Below are 18,214 nucleotides of genomic sequence, written 5' to 3' on the forward strand. Positions count from 1 at the left end.
CGCTGTCCCGTGTGGAAGGGGGATGCCCTCAGCCGCCGTACGCCAAAGCACACTTGAGCAACTCCAGAGGTTGCCCGCAGGATGGCCGTCATGACCTCCAGCGCGCGCCCACTCCTCAACCGCCGCCTCGCCGAGTTCGGGACGACGATCTTCGCCGAGATGTCCGCCCTCGCCCAGCGGACCGGGTCCATCAACCTCGGCCAGGGCTTCCCCGACACCGACGGCCCCGAAGCCGTCCGCGAGGCCGCGGTCCGGGCCCTGCGCGAGGGGCACGGCAACCAGTACCCGCCGGGCCCCGGCGTCCCCGAGCTGCGTACCGCGATCGCCGGACACCAGCAGCGCTGGTACGGCCTGGCGTACGACCCCGACCACGAGGTCCTGGTCACCGCGGGCGCCACGGAGGCGATCGCGGCCGCCCTGCTCGCGCTGCTCGAACCCGGCGACGAGGTCATCGCCCTGGAGCCGTACTACGACTCCTACGCCGCGTGCATCGCGATGGCGGGCGCCACCCGGGTACCGGTCACCCTGCGGCCGTCCGAAGGGCGCTTCGTGCTTGACCTGGACGAGCTGCGCGCCGCCGTCACCCCGCGCACCCGGCTGCTCCTCCTCAACACCCCGCACAACCCGACCGGCACGGTCCTGACCCGCGCCGAGCTGGCCGCCGTCGCGGAGCTCGCCCGCGAGCGCGATCTGCTGGTGATCACCGACGAGGTGTACGAGCACCTGGTCTTCGACGGCGCCGAGCACATCCCGCTCGCCTCCTTCCCCGGCATGCGCGAGCGCACGGTCACCATCGGCTCGGCGGGCAAGACGTTCTCCTTCACGGGCTGGAAGGTCGGCTGGGTGACGGCGGCCCCGGAGCTGGTGGCCGCGGTCCGCTCGGCCAAGCAGTTCCTGACGTATGTGTCCGCGGGGCCGTTCCAGTACGCGGTCGCCGAGGCGCTCGCCCTGCCCGACAGCTACTTCGACGCGTTCCGCGCGGACATGCTGGCCAGGCGGGACCTGCTGGCGGCGGGCCTGGCGGAGGCGGGCTTCGCGGTCTTCCGCCCGGCCGGCACGTACTTCATCACCACCGACATCCGCCCCCTCGGCGAGACCGACGGCTTCGCCTTCTGCCGCTCCCTCCCGGAGCGCGCGGGCGTGGTCGCCATCCCCAACGCGGTCTTCTACGACAACACGGAGGCGGGCGCCCCCTATGTCCGGTTCGCGTTCTGCAAGCGGACGGCGGTGCTCGAAGAGGCGGTCGCCCGGCTCAAGGCACTGGCGGGCTAGGAGTCCTCGGCGCGCGCTGTCACGGCGACACGCGTGACACCGCCGGGTGGGCCAAGTTCCACCCGGTCGGGGGCGCACCGGTCGCGGGAATCCGGATCCGGTCCGATGGTCGGTCTGACCGACCACGCGCGCCCGGAGGTGCCCCCTGTCCGCCGAGATCACCGCCCCCGCCCGGGCCCGCGGCCGCAGCACGAGCGCCCCGTACTGGACGGACGCACTGCGCCGGGCGGCGCCCGCGCTCGGCCTGTTCGCCGCCGCCCGGCTGGCCGGGCTCCTGGTCGTGGCGGCGGCGGCCTGGCACCGGGGGCGCTCGCCGCGCGTGCGGCTCGCCACCGCGTGGGACGCCGAGTGGTACGCCCGGATCGCCGCGCACGGCTACGGCCGCACGCTGTCCTGGCCGGACGGTTCGGTCCAGAGCGACCTGGCGTTCTTCCCGTTCTACCCGGGCCTGATCCGCGCCGTGACCACGGTCCTGCCGGTCGCCGGCGGCACCGCGGGGCTCCTCGTGTCGTGGACGGCGGCGGCGGTCGCGGCCTGCGGGATCTACCGGATCGGCGAGCGCCTGTACGGCCGCCCGGTGGGCACGATGCTGGTGCTGCTCTGGGGGCTGCTGCCGCACTCCGTCATCCTGACGATGGCGTACACCGAGCCGGTGATAACGGCGCTGGCCGCCTGGTCGCTGTGGGCGGTCCTGGAGCGCCGCTGGCTGTGGGCGGGCTCGCTGGCCCTGCTCGCCGGCCTGTCCCGGCCGAACGCCATCGCGGTGGCGGCCGCGGTGATCGCGGCGGCGGCGTACGAGATCCGGCACGGCGGGCGACGCTCGTGGCGGCCGTGGGCGGGCGCGCTGCTCGCGCCGCTCGGCTGGTGCGGATATGTGCTGTGGGTCGGGGTGCGCGAGGGCGATCCGCTCGGCGGCTACTTCGCAGTGCAGTCCGGCTGGACCTCGCGCTTCGACTTCGGCGCGGGCTGGCCGCGCTTCCTGACCCGGATGGCGACGGCCCCGTACGACCTGGGGTTCACGATGGTCGCGCTGCTGACCGCGGTCATGGTGGTGCTGTTCGTGCTGTTCGCCCTGGACCGGCCGCCGCTGGTGCTGCTCGTCTACACGGCGGTCCTGGTGCTGATCGCGGTCGGCGGCTCGGGCTTCTTCGAATCGAAGCCGCGCTTCCTGCTCCCGGCGTTCCCGCTGCTCGTGCCGCTCGCGCTCGCACTGACGAGAGCCCGGACCCGGGCGGCGGTCGCGGTGACCGCCGCCCTGGCCGGGCTCTCGTTCTGCTACGGGGCCTATCTGCTGGCGCTGGCCCCGATGGCGCTGTGAGTCACGGCGCCCCACGTCACTCGGAGTCGGACTCGCCCGGCTCGTCGCCCTCGCCGCCGTCGACGTCCTTCTCCAGGCCGAGCTGCTCCAGGAGCCACTTGTCGAACTCGATCGAGGCCCGCACCCAGCTCACCGTGGACGACACGAAGTGCTCCAGGGCGACACCGGTGCCGATCAGCATCTGCGCCTCGCCGATGAGGCGGACGGTGCCGTCGTCGTGGGTGTGCGTGTAGACCTTGGGCCACAGGGTGCGACGGTTCCAGTCGTCGATCGACTCCAGGATCTGGACCTTGTCGTCGATGCTGTGCGGCCGGTCGTAGAACGTCCGCACCGAGAAGACCTGCTGGTCGTCCTCGCCGCGGAACATGAAGTACGTACGGAAATCCTCCCAGGGCGCGGCGAGGTCGCCCTCGTCGTCCACGACGTACTTGAGCTCCATCTGGTCCAGGAGCTGCTTCACCAGATCCTGGTCGGGAACGACGGGCCCGGCGGGCGCGCCGCCGGACGGCGGGCCGGGCTGAGCCCCGAAATTCGGAATCGAGGACGGGTCGATGCTCATCGTGAATCTTCCTTCGTACGGTTCCGGTCATCCTCCCCCATGCCGGGGCGGGGCTGGCAACCCCCGCCCCCGGGTATCCGCTGCGGGCTGACCGAATCCGGCCCGGGTGGCGGAATCAGCTCGCGGCCCCCACGATCAACCCCTCCCCGAATCGGTCCACCCGAACCGTGTCGCCGTCCTTGATCTCGCCCGCCAGGATTTCCTTGGCCAGCCGGTCGCCGATGGCGGTCTGGATCAGGCGGCGCAGCGGGCGCGCTCCGTACGCCGGGTCGTTGCCCTCGTCCGCGAGCCACTCCAGGGCGGCCGGGGTGACCTCCAGGGCGAGCCGGCGGTCGGCAAGCCGCCTGGCCAGGCGGCCGATCTGGAGCTCGGCGATGTGGGACAGCTCGTCCTTGGTCAGGGCCGAGAAGACCACCAGGTCGTCCAGGCGGTTCAGGAACTCGGGTTTGAAGGACGCCCGCACCACTTCCAGGACCTGCTGCTTCTTCTCCGCCTCCGAGGTCAAGGGCTCGACCAGGTACTGGCTGCCCAGGTTGGAGGTCAGGATCAGGATGGTGTTGCGGAAGTCGACCGTGCGGCCCTGGCCGTCGGTGAGGCGGCCGTCGTCCAGGACCTGGAGCAGGATGTCGAAGACCTCGGGGTGGGCCTTCTCCACCTCGTCCAGGAGCACCACGGAGTACGGGCGGCGGCGCACCGCCTCGGTCAGCTGGCCGCCCTCCTCGTAGCCGACGTAACCGGGAGGCGCACCGACCAGGCGGGCCACGGAGTGCTTCTCGCCGTACTCGCTCATGTCGATGCGGACCATGGCCCGCTCGTCGTCGAAGAGGAAGTCCGCGAGCGCCTTCGCCAGCTCGGTCTTGCCGACGCCCGTCGGGCCGAGGAAGAGGAAGGAGCCGGTGGGGCGGTCGGGGTCGGCGATGCCGGCCCGGGTGCGGCGCACCGCGTCGGAGACGGCCTGGACGGCCTCCGACTGGCCGATCAGGCGCTTGCCCAGCTCGGCCTCCATGCGCAGCAGCTTCTGCGTCTCGCCCTCCAGGAGGCGCCCGGCGGGAATGCCGGTCCAGGCACCGACCACGTCCGCGATGTCGTCGGGGCCGACCTCCTCCTTGACCATGCTGCTTTTAATGTCACCAGTCTTCGACTTCTCCTGCTCGGCCTCCGCCTCGGCGGCCTCCTCCAACTCCCGTTCCAGGCCCGGGATTTCGCCGTACAGGAGCTTGGAGGCGGTGTCGAAGTCGCCGTCGCGCTGGGCGCGTTCGGCCTGGCCGCGCAGGTCGTCGAGGCGCTCCTTCAGCTCGCCGACCCGGTTGAGGCCCTGCTTCTCCTTCTCCCAGCGGGCGGTGAGCCCGCGCAGCTCCTCCTCCTTGTCGGCGAGGTCCTTGCGGAGCTTGTCCAGGCGCTGGAGCGAACCGGCGTCGGTCTCGTTCTTGAGGGCCAGCTCCTCCATCTTCAACCGGTCGACGGCGCGCTGGAGTTCGTCGATCTCGACGGGCGAGGAGTCGATCTCCATGCGCAGCCGGGACGCGGCCTCGTCCACCAGGTCGATGGCCTTGTCGGGCAGGAAGCGGGAGGTGATGTACCGGTCGGAGAGGGTGGCGGCGGCGACCAGCGCGCCGTCCGCGATCTGCACCTTGTGGTGGGCCTCGTAGCGGCCCTTGAGCCCGCGCAGGATCGCGATGGTGTCCTCGACGCTCGGCTCGGCCACCAGGACCTGCTGGAAGCGGCGCTCCAGGGCGGGGTCCTTCTCGATGCGCTCGCGGTACTCGTCCAGGGTGGTCGCGCCGACCATGCGCAGCTCGCCGCGGGCCAGCATGGGCTTGAGCATGTTGCCCGCGTCCATCGCCGAGTCGCCGCCGGCGCCCGCGCCGACGACGGTGTGCAGCTCGTCGATGAACGTGATGATCTGGCCGTCGCTCTCCTTGATCTCGGACAGCACGGTCTTGAGGCGCTCCTCGAACTCACCGCGGTACTTCGCACCCGCGACCATCGCACCGAGGTCGAGCGAGACCAGCTTCTTGTTCTTCAGCGACTCCGGTACGTCGCCCTTCACGATGCGCTGGGCGAGCCCCTCGACCACGGCGGTCTTGCCGACGCCGGGCTCGCCGATGAGCACAGGGTTGTTCTTCGTACGCCGCGACAGGACCTGCACGACCCGGCGGATCTCCTGGTCCCGGCCGATGACCGGGTCGAGCTTGCCCTCGCGGGCGGCCGCCGTGAAGTCCGTACCGAACTTCTCCAGCGCCTTGTACTGACCCTCCGGGTCGGGTGTGGTCACCCGGCGCCCTCCCCTGCTCTTCTCGAACGCGTCAAGGAGCTTCTTCGCGCTCGCCCCCTGCTGGGAGAGGATCTCACCGGCCTGCCCGCCCTTGGCCGCCAGGCCGATGAGCAGGTGCTCGGTGGAGAGGTACTCGTCGCCCAGTTCCTTGGCGCGCTGCGCCGCGTCGGCGATGACGGCGAGCAGTTCGCGGTTGGGCTGGGGCGGGGCGACCGTGGAGCCGGTCACGCTGGGCAGGCCGGCCAGGATCCGGTCGGCGCCGGAGCGCACGGCGGCCTGGTCGGCGTCGACGGCCGCCAGCAGGTCGATGATGTTCTCGTTGTCCTGGCCCTCCAGGAGCGCGAGCAGCAGATGCGCGGGGGTCAGATCCGGGTGGCCCCCGGCGACGGCCCGGCTGCTGGCCGCGTTGATCGCGTCCCGGCTCTTGTTGGTCGGCTCGGCATCCACGTGCGCTCGCTCCTCCTCGTCGTACGGCTGGACCACGGCTCTACGCCCATGACCCTTCCAACCTACACAAAGTTGAGCCTATTCCGCTCAAGGTGGAGGGAAGGGATTGCGGCGGCTAGGTTGCTTGGCCATGGCCATCGACGTACGCACACCCGACGACGCCTATCTCAGCTTCTGGCGCGAACGCCACATCTGCACCTTGACGACGCAGCGGCCGGACGGCTCGCCGCACGTGGTGCCGGTGGGGGCGACGTACGACCCGGAGGCGGGCCTCGCGCGGATCATCACCAACAAGAGGAGCCGGAAGGTCGCCAACATCCTGGCCGCGCTCGCGGCGGACCCGGCGGGCGCCCGGGTCGCGCTCTGCCAGCTGGAGGGCAGGCGCTGGGCGACGCTGGAGGGCCGCGCGGTCGTGCGCACGGAGGCGGAACTGATCGCGGACGCGGTGGAGCGCTACGCGGTGCGCTACCAGCGAACCCCGGCCCCGAACCCGGACCGGGTGCTCATAGAGATCAGGCTCGACCGGGCCATGGGCAACACCTGAGCCGCTTGCGGCGGCATGGACCGGAGGGCCCGCACGGACTTCATGAACCTCATGGCCCGCATGTACCCGGGCAGCACAGCGGCGCCATCGTGTTCAGGTCCACGATGGCGCCGCTGTGTGGGGGAAGCACCTGCGCGATGTACAACGACGGGGGATCGCGTCAGGCACTGCGGGGGGTGGCGGTGGATGAATCGGGTTGGGCCTCCGACTCGAAAAGCTGGTGGTCGCGTTGGTCAAGATTCACGAAGACCATGCCGTACCGGACAACGCAGCGAATGGGCTGCGGCGCCCCGCGCGGCCGGCGCAGGCAGCGGTAGGCACGGACGTCCTCGTCGTCCTCACGCGCGATCAGGACCGGCTCACCGAGCAGGGTGACCATCAACGAATCGCCACGGTGCGGAACCGCTGTGGCGAGATCGATGAAGTGCCACCCAGAGCGGTAGGCCGTGGCCATTTCACGACGGAAGGTACGGTCATCGGGCGGGAAGCTCATGCGACAGCACCCGCAGGAGCGGCCTCCCAGGTGATGTCCCCGGCAAGCGTCGCGGTCTTGGGCGCTATCTCCCAGGTTATGTCCTGCCGGGACGCGGTGTCCGACTTCGCGGGGTGGCTCTCCCAAGTAATGTCCCCAGGCGCCGAGAGAGCGCAGAACGCAGCCGCCACAACAGCTGTCGTGCTTAGTGCTCGAACCATCCTGCTCATGGCCGATCTCCACCTCTTTTGATCATTACCTCCCCCCGCGGATACGACGATGGCCCACTCCGAGCGCTTGCACCAGCGCAGCCAGGCATCATGTTCCTGTAATTCAAAAGGATGAGGGGGGTGCAACTAGGTTGAATCAGGGGCATATAGGACACGATCACGGCCCAGTTGACTTGTGCGAGACAGGAACGGCTCTGTACGCGCTCGCCCTGCGTACTGGGGGAATTACCCGCTCAGAGGCCGAATCCGCGCCATGCCTCGTCGACCTCACCCTGCTCCGCCCCGACCCGGATGACGCGCAACTCCTGCGCCCGGTTCCGCCCACGGTGGTGCTCAACCTGCTGACGCAGCCGCTGGAGCGCGAGATCCAGGAGCGCCGAAAGCTCTCCGTCGCACTTGCCAACACCTTCGAGCCGTTCATGTCGATCGCCACGCCCGCCCTCTCGGGCACCCACGCGGTCACCGTCCTCGAAGGCCTGGAGCTCATCAACGCGACGCTGGACCGCGTCATCGACGAGTGCACCGAGGAACTGCTCGTCATCCAGCCGGGCAGCGGCCGCAGACCGGAGAGCTTCGAGGCGGGGCTTCGCCGCATCGAACCGCTGGTCGCCCGCGGGGTGGAGATGCGCACCCTCTACCAGCACACCGCCCGCCACCACTCCGCGACCATCGGCTACGTGGAACGGATCGCTCCGTACGGTCTGGAGGTGCGGACCCTGGAGGAGATCATCGACCGGCTCATCATCATGGACCGCAAGATCGCCTTCATACCCGCGCGCAGCGACCGCCAAGTCGCCCTGGAACTGCGCCACGAGGGCCTGGTGCAGTACCTCGTCGGCGTCTTCGACCAGTTCTGGCAGTACGCCGTCCCCTGGGACGACGAGGTGCCCTACCACCTGGAGACCGCCGGCATCACCGGCGTCCAGCGCTCCATCGCCAAGCTCCTGGTGGAGGGCCACGTGGACGAGGCCATCGCCCGCCGGCTCGGCATGAACGTCCGCACCTGCCGCGCCCACATCGCCAAGCTGGCCGCCGCCCTCGGCAGCGGCAGCCGGGCCCAACTCGGCTTCCTGATCGCCCAGTCCGGGATCCTGGACCAGGACGCCTGAGAGGCCGGCACGGGCTCCGAAACACGCTCAAGGCCCGCCACCCCCGGAAAGGGGGTGGCGGGCCTTGAGGAGACTCGCAGGGGCCTGGGCGGCCCGGACCTACCCGGACTACTCCGTCGACCGCTTCGGGCGCCAGACGACCAGCGCGCTGGCCTGCTGCACGTCCTGGTACGGGACCAGGTCCCGGCGGTAGGAGGCGTGCACCTGGGCCTCGCGCTGGCTCATGGCGACGGCCGCGCCCTCGACCGCCGACGACAGCTCGGCGACCCTGGCCTGCAGCGCCGCGACCTGGTTCTCCAGCTCGATGATGCGCTTGATGCCGGCCAGGTTGATGCCCTCGTCCTGCGACAACTGCTGCACCGTACGCAGCAGTTCGATGTCGTGGGCCGAGTAGCGCCGGCCGCGCCCGGCCGTGCGGTCGGGCGAGACCAGGCCGAGGCGGTCGTACTGCCGCAAGGTCTGCGGGTGGAGGCCCGAGAGCTGGGCCGCCACCGAGATGACGTACACCGGCGTCTCATCGTTCAGTTCGTACGCCCGATTACCAAATTGAGGCTGCCGACGCTGGCGGTCCATCTCATGCTCCCTTCGCGGCCTGGAACAGTTCTGCCCTCGGGTCTTCGCCCTCGGTGGCCTCGCGGTAGGTCTCCAGGGCCTCGCGGGCCTTGTCGTCCATGTCCTTCGGCACGGCCACCTCTACGGTGACGAGCAGGTCGCCCCGGGTGCCGTCCTTGCGGACCGCGCCCTTGCCGCGCGCCCGCATCGTACGGCCGTTGGGGGTGCCCGCGGGCAGTTTCAGGGTGACCGGCGGACCGCCGAGGGTGGGAACCTTGACCTCGCCGCCCAGCGCCGCCTCCACGTAGGTGATCGGCACCGTGATGGTGAGGTTGTCGTCCCTGCGGCCGAAGACCGGGTGGGCGTCGACGTGGACGACCACGTACAAGTCGCCTGCGGGGCCGCCCCGTTCGCCCGGCGCGCCCTTGCCGCGCAGCCGGATCCGCTGGCTGTCGGAGACGCCCGGCGGGATACGGACCTGCATGGTGCGCGAGGAGCGGGCCCGCCCGCTGCCCTTGCAGATGTCGCACGGGTTCTCGGCGATCAGACCGCGGCCCTTGCAGTCGACGCACGGGTCGGTCAGCGAGAAGCCGCCGCCCGAGCCGCGCGAGACCTGGCCGGTGCCGACACAGGTCGGGCACACCCGGGGCGTGCCGTTCTTGTCGCCGGTGCCCGAACAGGCCTTGCAGGGGGACTGGCTGGACAGCCGGATCGGGACGGTGGCCCCGTCGACCGCCTCGGTGAAGCTGAGCGTCACCTCGGACTCCAGGTCCTGCCCGCGGCGCGGCTGGGTGCGCGTGCCGGTGCCCGCGCCGCCCCGGTTGAACAGGCCGCCGAACACGTCGCCGAGCCCGCCGCCGAAGCCGCCGGCGCCCGCGCCGCCCGGCTGCTGCCCGCCGAACAGGTCGCCCAGGTCGAAGTTGAAGCTGCCGCCGGCACCGGGACCCGCCCGGTAGCCGCCGTTGCCGAACAGGGCGCGCGCCTCGTCGTACTCCTTGCGCTTCTTGGGGTCGCCGAGGATGTCGTTGGCCTCGGAGATCTCCTTGAAGCGCTCCTCCGCCTTGGCGTCGCCCTTGTTGGCGTCCGGATGGTTCTCGCGGGCGAGTTTGCGGTACGCCTTCTTGATCTCGGCGTCGGTGGCGTCCTTGGGGACGCCGAGAACCTTGTAGTAGTCCTTCTCGACGAAGTCCTTCGTGTTCATCGACATCCCTCCTTCCGGACGATCACTTCTGCCATGACCGCGGCGTCAGCCCTTCTCGGGGCCACCGCTCTCCTCGTCGTTCGACTTCTCGTCCTTGGCGGCCGCTCCCGGCTGGGGCTCGGCCACCGCGACCCGGGCGGGCCGGATCGTGCGCTCGCCGATCCGGTACCCCGGTTGCAGGATCGCCACGCAGGTCGTCTCGGTGACGTCCGGCGCGTAACTGTGCATCAGGGCCTCGTGCACCGTCGGGTCGAAGGGCTCGCCCTCCTTGCCGAACTGCTGCAGGCCCATCTTCGCGGCGACCGTCTCAAGAGACTCGGCCACCGACTTGAAGCCGCCCTGCAGTTCGCCGTGCTCCCGGGCCCGGCCGATGTCGTCCAGGACGGGCAGCAGTTCGGTCAGCAGACCCGCGACGGCGATCTCCTTGACCGTGACGCGGTCCCGCTCCACCCGGCGGCGGTAGTTCTGGTACTCGGCCTGCAGGCGCTGGAGGTCCGTGGTGCGCTCGGTGAGCGCCGTCTGGGCCTGGTCCAGCTGAGCCTGCAGGGCGATGTCCTTGGCTGCGTCCCCGGCCGGGGCCGCCTTCCCCTCCTCGGAGGAGTCGGCGGCCTTCGGCTCGGCGTCTTCCGCACCGGTGCCGGAGGGGACGTCGGGCTTCTCCTCGAAGCCCGGGGTCTCCTCCGTCATCAGTGGGCGCCGCCCTTCGCGTCACGCGGCTTCTCGTCGTCGACGATCTCGGCGTCCACGACGTCGTCCTCGGCCTTGTGCTGCTGCGAGGCGCCCTCGGCACCGGCGCCGCCGGCCGCACCCTGCGCGGCCTGGGCGTCGGCGTACATGGCCTGGCCCAGCTTCTGCGAGACGGCGGCGACCTTCTCCGTGGCGGTGCGGATCTCGGCCGAGTCCTCGCCCTTGAGCTTCTCCTTCAGCTCGGCGACGGCGGCCTCGACCTCGGTCTTGACCTCGCCCGGGACCTTGTCCTCGTTGTCCTTGAGGAACTTCTCGGTCTGGTAGACGAGCTGCTCGCCCTGGTTGCGGCTCTCGGCGGCCTCGCGGCGGCGGTGGTCCTCCTCCGCGTACTGCTCGGCCTCCTCGCGCATGCGGTTGACCTCGTCCTTCGGCAGCGAGGAGCCGCCGGTGACGGTCATCTTCTGCTCCTTGCCCGTGCCGAGGTCCTTCGCGGTCACGTGCATGATGCCGTTGGCGTCGATGTCGAAGGCGACCTCGATCTGCGGGACCCCGCGCGGGGCCGGCGGCAGACCGGTGAGCTCGAACATCCCGAGCTTCTTGTTGTACGCCGCGATCTCGCGCTCGCCCTGGTAGACCTGGATCTGCACGGACGGCTGGTTGTCCTCGGCCGTCGTGAAGATCTCGGACCGCTTGGTCGGGATCGTGGTGTTGCGCTCGATGAGCTTGGTCATGATCCCTCCCTTGGTCTCGATGCCGAGGGACAGCGGGGTCACGTCGAGCAGCAGGACGTCCTTGACCTCGCCCTTGAGGACACCGGCCTGCAGGGCGGCGCCGATGGCGACGACCTCGTCCGGGTTGACGCCCTTGTTGGCCTCGTTGCCGCCGGTCAGCTCCTTGACGAGCTCGGCGACGGCCGGCATGCGGGTGGAACCGCCGACGAGAACGACGTGGTCGATCTCGGACAGGTTGATGCCCGCGTCCTTGATGACGTTGTGGAACGGCGTCTTGCAGCGCTCCAGGAGGTCGCTCGTCAGCTGCTGGAACTGGGCGCGCGTGAGCTTCTCGTCCAGGTGCAGCGGGCCCTCGGCGGAGGCCGTGATGTAGGGCAGGTTGATCGAGGTCTCGGTGGACGAGGACAGCTCGATCTTGGCCTTCTCGGCGGCCTCGCGCAGGCGCTGGAGGGCCATCTTGTCCTTGGACAGGTCCACGCCGTGACCGGAGTGGAACTGCTTCACCAGGTAGTCGACGACGCGCTGGTCCCAGTCGTCACCACCGAGGTGGTTGTCACCGTTGGTGGCCTTCACCTCGACCACGCCGTCGCCGATCTCCAGGAGCGACACGTCGAAGGTGCCGCCGCCGAGGTCGAAGACGAGAATGGTCTGGTCGTCCTTGTCGAGACCGTAGGCCAGGGCGGCGGCCGTCGGCTCGTTGACGATACGCAGGACGTTGAGGCCCGCGATCTCGCCGGCTTCCTTGGTCGCCTGGCGCTCGGAGTCGTTGAAGTACGCCGGCACGGTGATGACCGCGTCGGTGACCTTCTCGCCGAGGTAGGCCTCCGCGTCGCGCTTCAGCTTCTGCAGGATGAAGGCGCTCATCTGCTGCGGGTTGAAGCTCTTGCCGTCGAGCTCGATCTTCCAGTCGGTGCCCATGTGGCGCTTGACCGACCGGATGGTCCTGTCGACGTTGGTGACCGCCTGGCGCTTGGCGACCTCGCCGACCAGCACCTCGCCGTTCTTCGCGAAGGCGACGACGGACGGCGTGGTCCTGGCGCCCTCTGCGTTGGTGATGACGGTGGGCTCGCCGCCTTCAAGAACGCTGACGACGGAGTTAGTCGTGCCCAGGTCGATGCCGACCGCACGTGCCATTTCGATTCCTCCAACAACTGACTACTTGAGTGGAACTGGCTCAAGGATGCCTCATCCGTCCCGGGCGGTCAACAGAGCTGAGTCTCATCGACTCAACTTTTATGTGCGGCTTACGTTGCACAGTTCTTCGACTGCGGCTCGATGGGGGCCGGTTGCGCAGTTCCCCGCGCCCCAAAAAAGGCGTCCCTCCGGGGCGATCGGGCGCCCTGGAGGGGCGCGGGGAACTGCGCGAGCAACCCAGCACGGTCCGCAGCCGAACGGTGGTTTTCAGGGGCGCCGGGAACTGCGCGGTCAGCCCCCACCGGGCCGCGGTCGAAAGCGCGTTACTCGGCGTGCGCCGCCTGCGCCGGGACCTGTTCCGACGGGTCGGAGGTGTCCTCCCGGAGCAGGACCAGTTCGCACCGCAGCGTGCGGCCGTCGCGGGGGTCGGTGAGGCCCGGCGCCAGCGACATCAAGGTCAGCCCCAGCTTCTCCCTGGCCAGCGCGAGCAGTTCGTCGAAGAGCGGGGCGCCCTGGAAGAGCGGCACCAGCGGCGCCCCGAGCCGCACTCCGCAGATCTCATCCGCGAACTCCCCTGCCCCGCCAAGCACTTGGGCCTCGTACCCCTGTACATCGAGGTTGAGGAAGACCCGCTCGCCGGGGGCGGTGACCTGCTCCCACAGCTCGTCCAGGCGGCGGGTCTGCACGATGACGTCGCCGGTGTACGCGGTGCGCGGCGCGGCGGCGCGGTGCCGGGGCAGCATCGGCAGGAAGGAGCTGGCGGGGCCGCAGTGGCCGGAGATGTTGAGGGTGGCGGTGCCGGTGCGGTCGCCGAGCGCGTACGGCAGGACGCTCCAGGTGTCGTCGAGCCCGGCGCGGTGGCGCAGTTCGGCGCGGGGCTCGCGCAGCGGCTCGAAGGAGACGATGCGGCCGCGGTAGCCCGCCTCGCGCAGCAGCGTGCCGAAGTCGCCGCGGTGCGCGCCGGCGTCGAGGACCAGATCGATCTCGTACCGGCGCAGCAGGCGGACCAGGTCGCCGCCGCCGGGGCGGTGGCGGACCACGTCGATGCCGAGGCGGCGCACCGCGCGGCGCAGCGGGCGCAGGAGGTTCGTCGTCATGTGCGTACTGCTCCCTGCCGGAAACGGGTTCATCCGCGGCCGCCCGCGAGGTCGACGGAGGCGGTGGGGTTCGCGGGGGTACGGGCGCGGGGTGCGCGGCGCCGCGAGGCCGGGCCGTACACCGGCACCCGGAGCAGCAGCACGACCGCGGACGGCACCAGGAGGACGAGCGGCAACACCGCGATTGGGGCGATGCGCCCGTCGTGGATCTGGAGCCCGATGAGGGTTCCGGCCAGCGAGGCGAGGCCGAGGACGACGGCCGAGCCCTGGGTGCTGAGGCCCATGCGGCGCAGCCGGTGGGCGATGTGGTCGCCGCCGCCGCGCAGCAGCGGGCGGCCCGCGAGGCGGCGGGAGGCCACCACGAGCAGGGTGTCGGTGAGGACGACGGCGGTCAGCGCGAACAGTTCGGCGGTGGCCTGCGGGCCGGGCGTACCGGCGTGCACGGTCACCGCGGAGGAGGCGAGCAGGAAGCCGGTGAACAGCGAGCCGCAGTCGCCGAGGTGGATGCGGGCCGGATGCCAGTTGTGCAGCAGGAAGCCGGTCAGGGCGGCGGCGAGCACGCTCAGGAGCAGCCCGTGTCCGGGCCGGCCCTCGGCGATCGCGCACACCGCGAGGCCGAGCGCGGTGACGGCGGCGACCGCGCCCATCGCACCGTCGGAGGCGTCGAGGAGCTGGAAGGCGTTGGTGACGAACACGATCCAGAGCACCGCGAGGGCGCCCGCGCCCGGCGGCAGTCCGGCCAGCGTGACGACCGCGGTCGCGGCGGCCGCCTCCGCGCCGAGCCGGACCCGTACGCCCAGCGGCCGCAGGTCGCCGACCAGGCCGAGCAGGGCGACCGCGCCGGCCGCGCCGAGGAGGGGGGCCACGCCCGCGCCGAGTTCGGCGACGCCGAGCAGCGGTCCCGCGCAGGCCACGCCGAGGGTGGCGAGCGCGACGGCGATGCCGCCGAGGTGCGGGGCGGCGCCGCTCCTGCGGACCCCGGCCGGGCCGAACCGCAGCACCACCGCGCGGATCAGGCCGGCCAGCAGGGCGGTCAGTACGAGGGCCGCCGTCGCGGCCGTGATCCCGTGCAGCATGTCCGCGCTCCCGTCAGCCGAGGTGCTGCCCGGCCGGCGAGGCGGCGGGCAGACGGAGTCCGGGCAGCACGACGGGCGCTTCGGCGCGGGCCCGGGCGAGCGCCGCGTCGATGATGTCGTCGAGGCCGCGCGTCGGCCGCCAGTCGGTGAGTTCGCGCAGCCGCGCCGGGTCGGGCGGGGCGGCCGTGTCCTTCTCATAGGGGGCGCGGTCGTCGGCGTACCCGAGCCGGTGGATGACGGAGGTGCCGCCGCTCCGGGCCAGCGTCCGCTCGGCCAGGGCCAGGACGCTGGTCTCCTCGGCGCCCGTGAGGTCGAACTCGGCGCCCGCGGCGCCCGGGTGGGCGAGCAGGGCCAGCAGCGCGTCCACCGCGTCGGCGACGTCGAGGAGGCGGCAGCGCCGGGTGCCGCCGCCGTGCACGGTGAGCGGCTCGTCCGCGACGGCGCGGCGCGCCAGGCGGCGCAGCAGCGTGGCGTGACCGGGCGACTGGCGCGGCCCGACCGTGTCGCCGATCCGTACGACGGTGGCGCCCGCGGCCGCCTCGCCGCGGCCGTCCGCCGCGGCGATCAGGAGCTTGCGGCCGTGCCGCAGGGCCGCGGCGCCGACGCAGCCCGTCGCGGGGGCGAGGTGGACCACGGTGTCGCAGCACGCGGTGAGTTCGTCGGTGAGGCGCTCGTCGAGGACGGAGCCGCGTACGAAGCGCAGCCTCGGGTCGGACCAGGCGGCGGCGAGGTTGGCGCGGGCGCCGGTGGACAGGTCGTCGAGCACGATCACGGTGTGGTCCCGGCCGAGCAGCGCATCGGCGAGGTGCGAGCCGATGAATCCGGCACCACCGGTGACGAGGTACGTGGCGGGAGCTGGCATGGGACACCCATTCGGTTCGGTCTGTTCGGTCGTCGTGAAGTGGCGGGGAACAAGTTAGTTTGTTATGTCCGCATATGTGGTGAATAACACGACGGAGATCGGGGTGCGTTCGAGGGCACGCTGAGCGACACAGATCACCGCTTGCGCGGCTACAGTGCGGCGGAATAAGTGGGTACGCTCAGGTGGACTGGATAAGTTACTGCTTAGTAATCCGTTCGAGCCCGTCCCCCGTCACCCACCTCGCAGGCCCGAGGAGCCCCACCATGCAACTCGCCGCGATCATCGTGTCGCTGGTCCTAATCGCGGTCGGCGTAGCGCTGTTCGGCCGTGCCATCGTGCAGATCTACCGCTTCGTACGCCTCGGCCAGCCCGTTCCGGCCGGTACCCGCACGGACGATCCCAAGCAGCGCACGATCACCGTGGTCAAGGAGTTCCTCGGCCACACCCGCATGAACAAGTGGGGCATCGTCGGCGTCGCGCACTGGTTCGTGGCCGTGGGCTTCTTCTCGCTGCTGCTGACGATCGTCAACGCCATCGGCCAGCTCTTCAAGGCCGACTGGATCCTGCCGATCATCGGCGACTGGGCGCCGTACAACGTCTTCGTAGAGTTCCTCGGCACGATGACGGCGCTCGGCATCCTGACCCTCATCGTCATCCGGCAGCTGAACCGGCCGGGCGGGGCGGGCCGCAAGTCCCGGTTCGCGGGCTCCAACACCGGCCAGGCGTACTTCGTCGAGGCCGTCATCCTCATCGTCGGCATCTGCATCTTCACGCTGCACGCCCTGGAGGGCGCCCAGCACGGTGTCGACAGCTACGAGGCCTCGTTCTTCATCTCGTACCCGGCGGTCGCCTGGTTCAAGGGGATGAGCCTGACCACCCTGCAGAACCTCACCTACTTCTTCGCGGGCCTGAAGATCGCGACGTCGTTCATCTGGATGATCACGGTCGCGCTCAAGACCGACATGGGGGTGGCCTGGCACCGCTTCCTCGGCTTCCCCAACATCTGGTTCAAGCGCGAGTCGGACGGCGGCGTCGCCCTCGGCGCGCTCCAGCCGATGGCCTCGGGCGGCAAGCTGGTCGACTTCGAGGACCCGGGCGAGGACGACGTCTACGGCGTCTCGCAGATCGAGCACTTCTCCTGGAAGGGCATCCTCGACTTCTCCACCTGCACCGAGTGCGGACGCTGCCAGTCGCAGTGCCCCGCCTGGAACACGGGCAAGCCGCTCTCCCCCAAGCTCCTGATCATGTCGCTGCGCGACCATGCGCACGCCAAGGCCCCGTACCTCCTTGCCGGTGGCGGCAAGGACATGGAGGGCAACGAGAAGGCGACCGAGGAGCAGCTCAAGGACGTTCCGGCCGCCGCCCTGGCGGAGGCCGAGCGCCCGCTGATCGGCACCCTCGAAGAGAATGGCGTCATCGACCCGGACGTCCTGTGGTCCTGCACCACATGTGGCGCCTGCGTCGAGCAGTGCCCGGTGGACATCGAGCACATCGACCACATCGTCGACATGCGCCGCTACCAGGTGATGATCGAGTCCGCGTTCCCGTCCGAGGCGGGCACGATGCTCAAGAACCTGGAGAAGAAGGGCAACCCCTGGGGGCTCGCCAAGAAGCAGCGCGTCGAGTGGACCAAGGAGGTCGACTTCGAGGTCCCGATCGTCGGCAAGGACATCGAGGACCTCACCGAGGTCGACTACCTGTACTGGGTCGGCTGCGCGGGCGCCCTCGAAGACCGGGCGAAGAAGACCACGAAGGCCTTCGCGGAGCTGCTCCACATGGCGGGCGTCAAGTTCGCGATCATGGGCGGCGACGAGAAGTGCACCGGCGACTCGGCCCGCCGCCTCGGCAACGAGCCGCTGTTCCAGCAGCTCGGCCAGGAGAACGTGGCCATGCTGAACATGGCGTACGGCGAGGACGACGAGGACGAGTCGACCAAGAAGCCCAAGTCGGCGAAGAAGATCGTCGCGACCTGCCCGCACTGCTTCAACACGATCGCGAACGAGTACCCGCAGCTGGGCGGCGAGTTCGAGGTCATCCACCACACTCAGCTGCTCCAGCACCTCATCGACGAGGGCAAGCTGGTCCCGGTCACCCCGGTCGACGGTCTGATCACCTACCACGACCCCTGCTACCTGGGCCGCCACAACAAGGTCTACACGCCGCCGCGCGAGATCATGTCGGCCGTCCCGGGCCTGCGCCAGCAGGAGATGCACCGCCACAAGGAGCGCGGCTTCTGCTGCGGCGCCGGTGGTGCGCGCATGTGGATGGAGGAGCGGATCGGCAAGCGCATCAACAACGAGCGTGTTGACGAGGCCCTTTCGCTGAACCCGGACATCGTCTCGACGGCATGCCCGTTCTGCCTCGTGATGCTCACGGACTCCGTGAACGGCAAGAAGAACGATGGCAAGGCCAAGGAGTCGCTCCAGGTCGTGGACGTGGCCCAGCTGCTCCTCGACTCGGTGAAGACCCCGGTGGACCCGGCCGGCACGGCCGAGGCGGAGAACGCACCGGAGCCTGAGCCGGTGAAGTAGTCCGCGTACGCACACGGAAGCGGGGGGGGGGGGGGGGGGGGGGGGGGGGGGGGGGGGGGGCGCGGGGGGGTGGGGGGGGGTGAGAGGTGGGAGCAGCGGACGCCAAAAAGAGCATCA

At 70.4% G+C, this 18,214-nt stretch carries 15 protein-coding genes; 5 read left to right on the top strand and 10 right to left on the bottom strand.

The features are described from left to right. Nucleotides 1-81: 81 nt before the first annotated feature. Both ACIBK6_RS28180 and ACIBK6_RS28185 read left to right on the top strand, forming a co-directional pair. Nucleotides 82-1,272 (top strand): pyridoxal phosphate-dependent aminotransferase, encoded by a 1,191-nt coding sequence (locus tag ACIBK6_RS28180; protein ID WP_399054179.1) that lies wholly within the window; start codon nucleotides 82-84, stop codon nucleotides 1,270-1,272. Between the two features lie 274 nt (nucleotides 1,273-1,546). Further along, complete coding sequence (locus ACIBK6_RS28185; RefSeq protein WP_399054207.1) at nucleotides 1,547-2,590, top strand: hypothetical protein; 1,044 nt, start codon at nucleotides 1,547-1,549, stop codon at nucleotides 2,588-2,590. A gap of 16 nt (nucleotides 2,591-2,606) precedes the next feature. On the opposite strand, the gene ACIBK6_RS28190 is transcribed toward ACIBK6_RS28185, so the two are convergent. Further along, nucleotides 2,607-3,149 carry a YbjN domain-containing protein gene (locus ACIBK6_RS28190; RefSeq protein WP_399054180.1) on the bottom strand — a complete coding sequence of 181 codons (543 nt, stop codon included), beginning with the start codon at nucleotides 3,147-3,149 and terminating at the stop codon, nucleotides 2,607-2,609. 115 nt (nucleotides 3,150-3,264) lie between these two features. After that, on the bottom strand, nucleotides 3,265-5,871 hold the full coding sequence (gene clpB, locus ACIBK6_RS28195; RefSeq protein WP_399054181.1) for an ATP-dependent chaperone ClpB: 2,607 nt from the start codon (nucleotides 5,869-5,871) through the stop codon (nucleotides 3,265-3,267). A gap of 130 nt (nucleotides 5,872-6,001) precedes the next feature. On the opposite strand from clpB, the gene ACIBK6_RS28200 reads away from it, so the two are divergent. Continuing rightward, nucleotides 6,002-6,415 carry a pyridoxamine 5'-phosphate oxidase family protein gene (locus ACIBK6_RS28200; RefSeq protein WP_399054182.1) on the top strand — a complete coding sequence of 138 codons (414 nt, stop codon included), beginning with the start codon at nucleotides 6,002-6,004 and terminating at the stop codon, nucleotides 6,413-6,415. Between the two features lie 160 nt (nucleotides 6,416-6,575). On the opposite strand, the gene ACIBK6_RS28205 is transcribed toward ACIBK6_RS28200, so the two are convergent. Next, nucleotides 6,576-6,908 carry a (2Fe-2S)-binding protein gene (locus tag ACIBK6_RS28205; RefSeq protein ID WP_350231239.1) on the bottom strand — a complete coding sequence of 111 codons (333 nt, stop codon included), beginning with the start codon at nucleotides 6,906-6,908 and terminating at the stop codon, nucleotides 6,576-6,578. Between the two features lie 382 nt (nucleotides 6,909-7,290). On the opposite strand from ACIBK6_RS28205, the gene ACIBK6_RS28210 reads away from it, so the two are divergent. Beyond that, nucleotides 7,291-8,226 carry a helix-turn-helix transcriptional regulator gene (locus tag ACIBK6_RS28210; protein ID WP_399054183.1) on the top strand — a complete coding sequence of 312 codons (936 nt, stop codon included), beginning with the start codon at nucleotides 7,291-7,293 and terminating at the stop codon, nucleotides 8,224-8,226. Between the two features lie 108 nt (nucleotides 8,227-8,334). Here ACIBK6_RS28210 and ACIBK6_RS28215 read toward each other — a convergent pair whose 3' ends face one another. From ACIBK6_RS28215 to ACIBK6_RS28245, 7 genes are all read right to left on the bottom strand, one after another. Next, the gene (locus ACIBK6_RS28215) at nucleotides 8,335-8,799 is read right to left on the bottom strand and encodes a heat shock protein transcriptional repressor HspR (protein WP_399054184.1); all 465 of its coding nucleotides are present in this window, start codon (nucleotides 8,797-8,799) and stop codon (nucleotides 8,335-8,337) included. Between the two features lies 1 nt (nucleotide 8,800). Then, nucleotides 8,801-9,979, bottom strand: a complete 1,179-nt coding sequence (dnaJ, locus tag ACIBK6_RS28220) for a molecular chaperone DnaJ (RefSeq protein ID WP_399054185.1) — start codon at nucleotides 9,977-9,979, stop codon at nucleotides 8,801-8,803. A gap of 45 nt (nucleotides 9,980-10,024) precedes the next feature. Then, nucleotides 10,025-10,666: a nucleotide exchange factor GrpE gene (gene grpE / locus ACIBK6_RS28225; RefSeq protein ID WP_399054186.1), complete on the bottom strand. Its 642-nt coding sequence runs from the start codon at nucleotides 10,664-10,666 to the stop codon at nucleotides 10,025-10,027. After that, nucleotides 10,666-12,531, bottom strand: a complete 1,866-nt coding sequence (dnaK, locus tag ACIBK6_RS28230) for a molecular chaperone DnaK (protein ID WP_399054187.1) — start codon at nucleotides 12,529-12,531, stop codon at nucleotides 10,666-10,668. Before dnaK ends, grpE begins: the two co-directional genes overlap by 1 nt. Nucleotides 12,532-12,854: 323 nt before the next feature. Beyond that, nucleotides 12,855-13,628 (bottom strand): FkbM family methyltransferase, encoded by a 774-nt coding sequence (locus tag ACIBK6_RS28235; protein WP_399054188.1) that lies wholly within the window; start codon nucleotides 13,626-13,628, stop codon nucleotides 12,855-12,857. A gap of 29 nt (nucleotides 13,629-13,657) precedes the next feature. Beyond that, on the bottom strand, nucleotides 13,658-14,704 hold the full coding sequence (locus tag ACIBK6_RS28240) for an MraY family glycosyltransferase (RefSeq protein WP_399054189.1): 1,047 nt from the start codon (nucleotides 14,702-14,704) through the stop codon (nucleotides 13,658-13,660). A gap of 13 nt (nucleotides 14,705-14,717) precedes the next feature. Beyond that, nucleotides 14,718-15,566, bottom strand: coding sequence for an NAD-dependent epimerase/dehydratase family protein (locus ACIBK6_RS28245; RefSeq protein ID WP_399054190.1), 849 nt, complete (start codon nucleotides 15,564-15,566; stop codon nucleotides 14,718-14,720). Between the two features lie 263 nt (nucleotides 15,567-15,829). Between ACIBK6_RS28245 and ACIBK6_RS28250 the strand changes: the two genes are divergently transcribed. Further along, entirely contained in the window at nucleotides 15,830-18,097 is a 2,268-nt protein-coding gene (locus ACIBK6_RS28250) for a (Fe-S)-binding protein (protein ID WP_399054191.1), read from the top strand. Nucleotides 18,098-18,214 lie beyond the last annotated feature (117 nt).

The sequence above is a fragment of the Streptomyces sp. NPDC050485 genome, from assembly GCF_044458185.1.
Taxonomy (GTDB): Bacteria; Actinomycetota; Actinomycetes; order Streptomycetales; family Streptomycetaceae; genus Streptomyces.

Bases quoted from the DNA above. Each gene is read 5' to 3' on its own strand.
- ACIBK6_RS28245 (WP_399054190.1), bottom strand. From the start codon at position 15,566: ATGCCAGCTCCCGCCACGTACCTCGTCACCGGTGGTGCCGGATTCATC.
- ACIBK6_RS28215 (WP_399054184.1), bottom strand. From the start codon at position 8,799: ATGGACCGCCAGCGTCGGCAGCCTCAATTTGGTAATCGGGCGTACGAA.
- ACIBK6_RS28190 (WP_399054180.1), bottom strand. From the start codon at position 3,149: ATGAGCATCGACCCGTCCTCGATTCCGAATTTCGGGGCTCAGCCCGGC.
- dnaJ (WP_399054185.1), bottom strand. From the start codon at position 9,979: ATGAACACGAAGGACTTCGTCGAGAAGGACTACTACAAGGTTCTCGGC.
- ACIBK6_RS28200 (WP_399054182.1), top strand. From the start codon at position 6,002: ATGGCCATCGACGTACGCACACCCGACGACGCCTATCTCAGCTTCTGG.
- grpE (WP_399054186.1), bottom strand. From the start codon at position 10,666: ATGACGGAGGAGACCCCGGGCTTCGAGGAGAAGCCCGACGTCCCCTCC.
- ACIBK6_RS28235 (WP_399054188.1), bottom strand. From the start codon at position 13,628: ATGACGACGAACCTCCTGCGCCCGCTGCGCCGCGCGGTGCGCCGCCTC.
- ACIBK6_RS28250 (WP_399054191.1), top strand. From the start codon at position 15,830: ATGCAACTCGCCGCGATCATCGTGTCGCTGGTCCTAATCGCGGTCGGC.
- ACIBK6_RS28205 (WP_350231239.1), bottom strand. From the start codon at position 6,908: ATGAGCTTCCCGCCCGATGACCGTACCTTCCGTCGTGAAATGGCCACG.
- ACIBK6_RS28240 (WP_399054189.1), bottom strand. From the start codon at position 14,704: ATGCTGCACGGGATCACGGCCGCGACGGCGGCCCTCGTACTGACCGCC.
- ACIBK6_RS28180 (WP_399054179.1), top strand. From the start codon at position 82: ATGGCCGTCATGACCTCCAGCGCGCGCCCACTCCTCAACCGCCGCCTC.
- dnaK (WP_399054187.1), bottom strand. From the start codon at position 12,531: ATGGCACGTGCGGTCGGCATCGACCTGGGCACGACTAACTCCGTCGTC.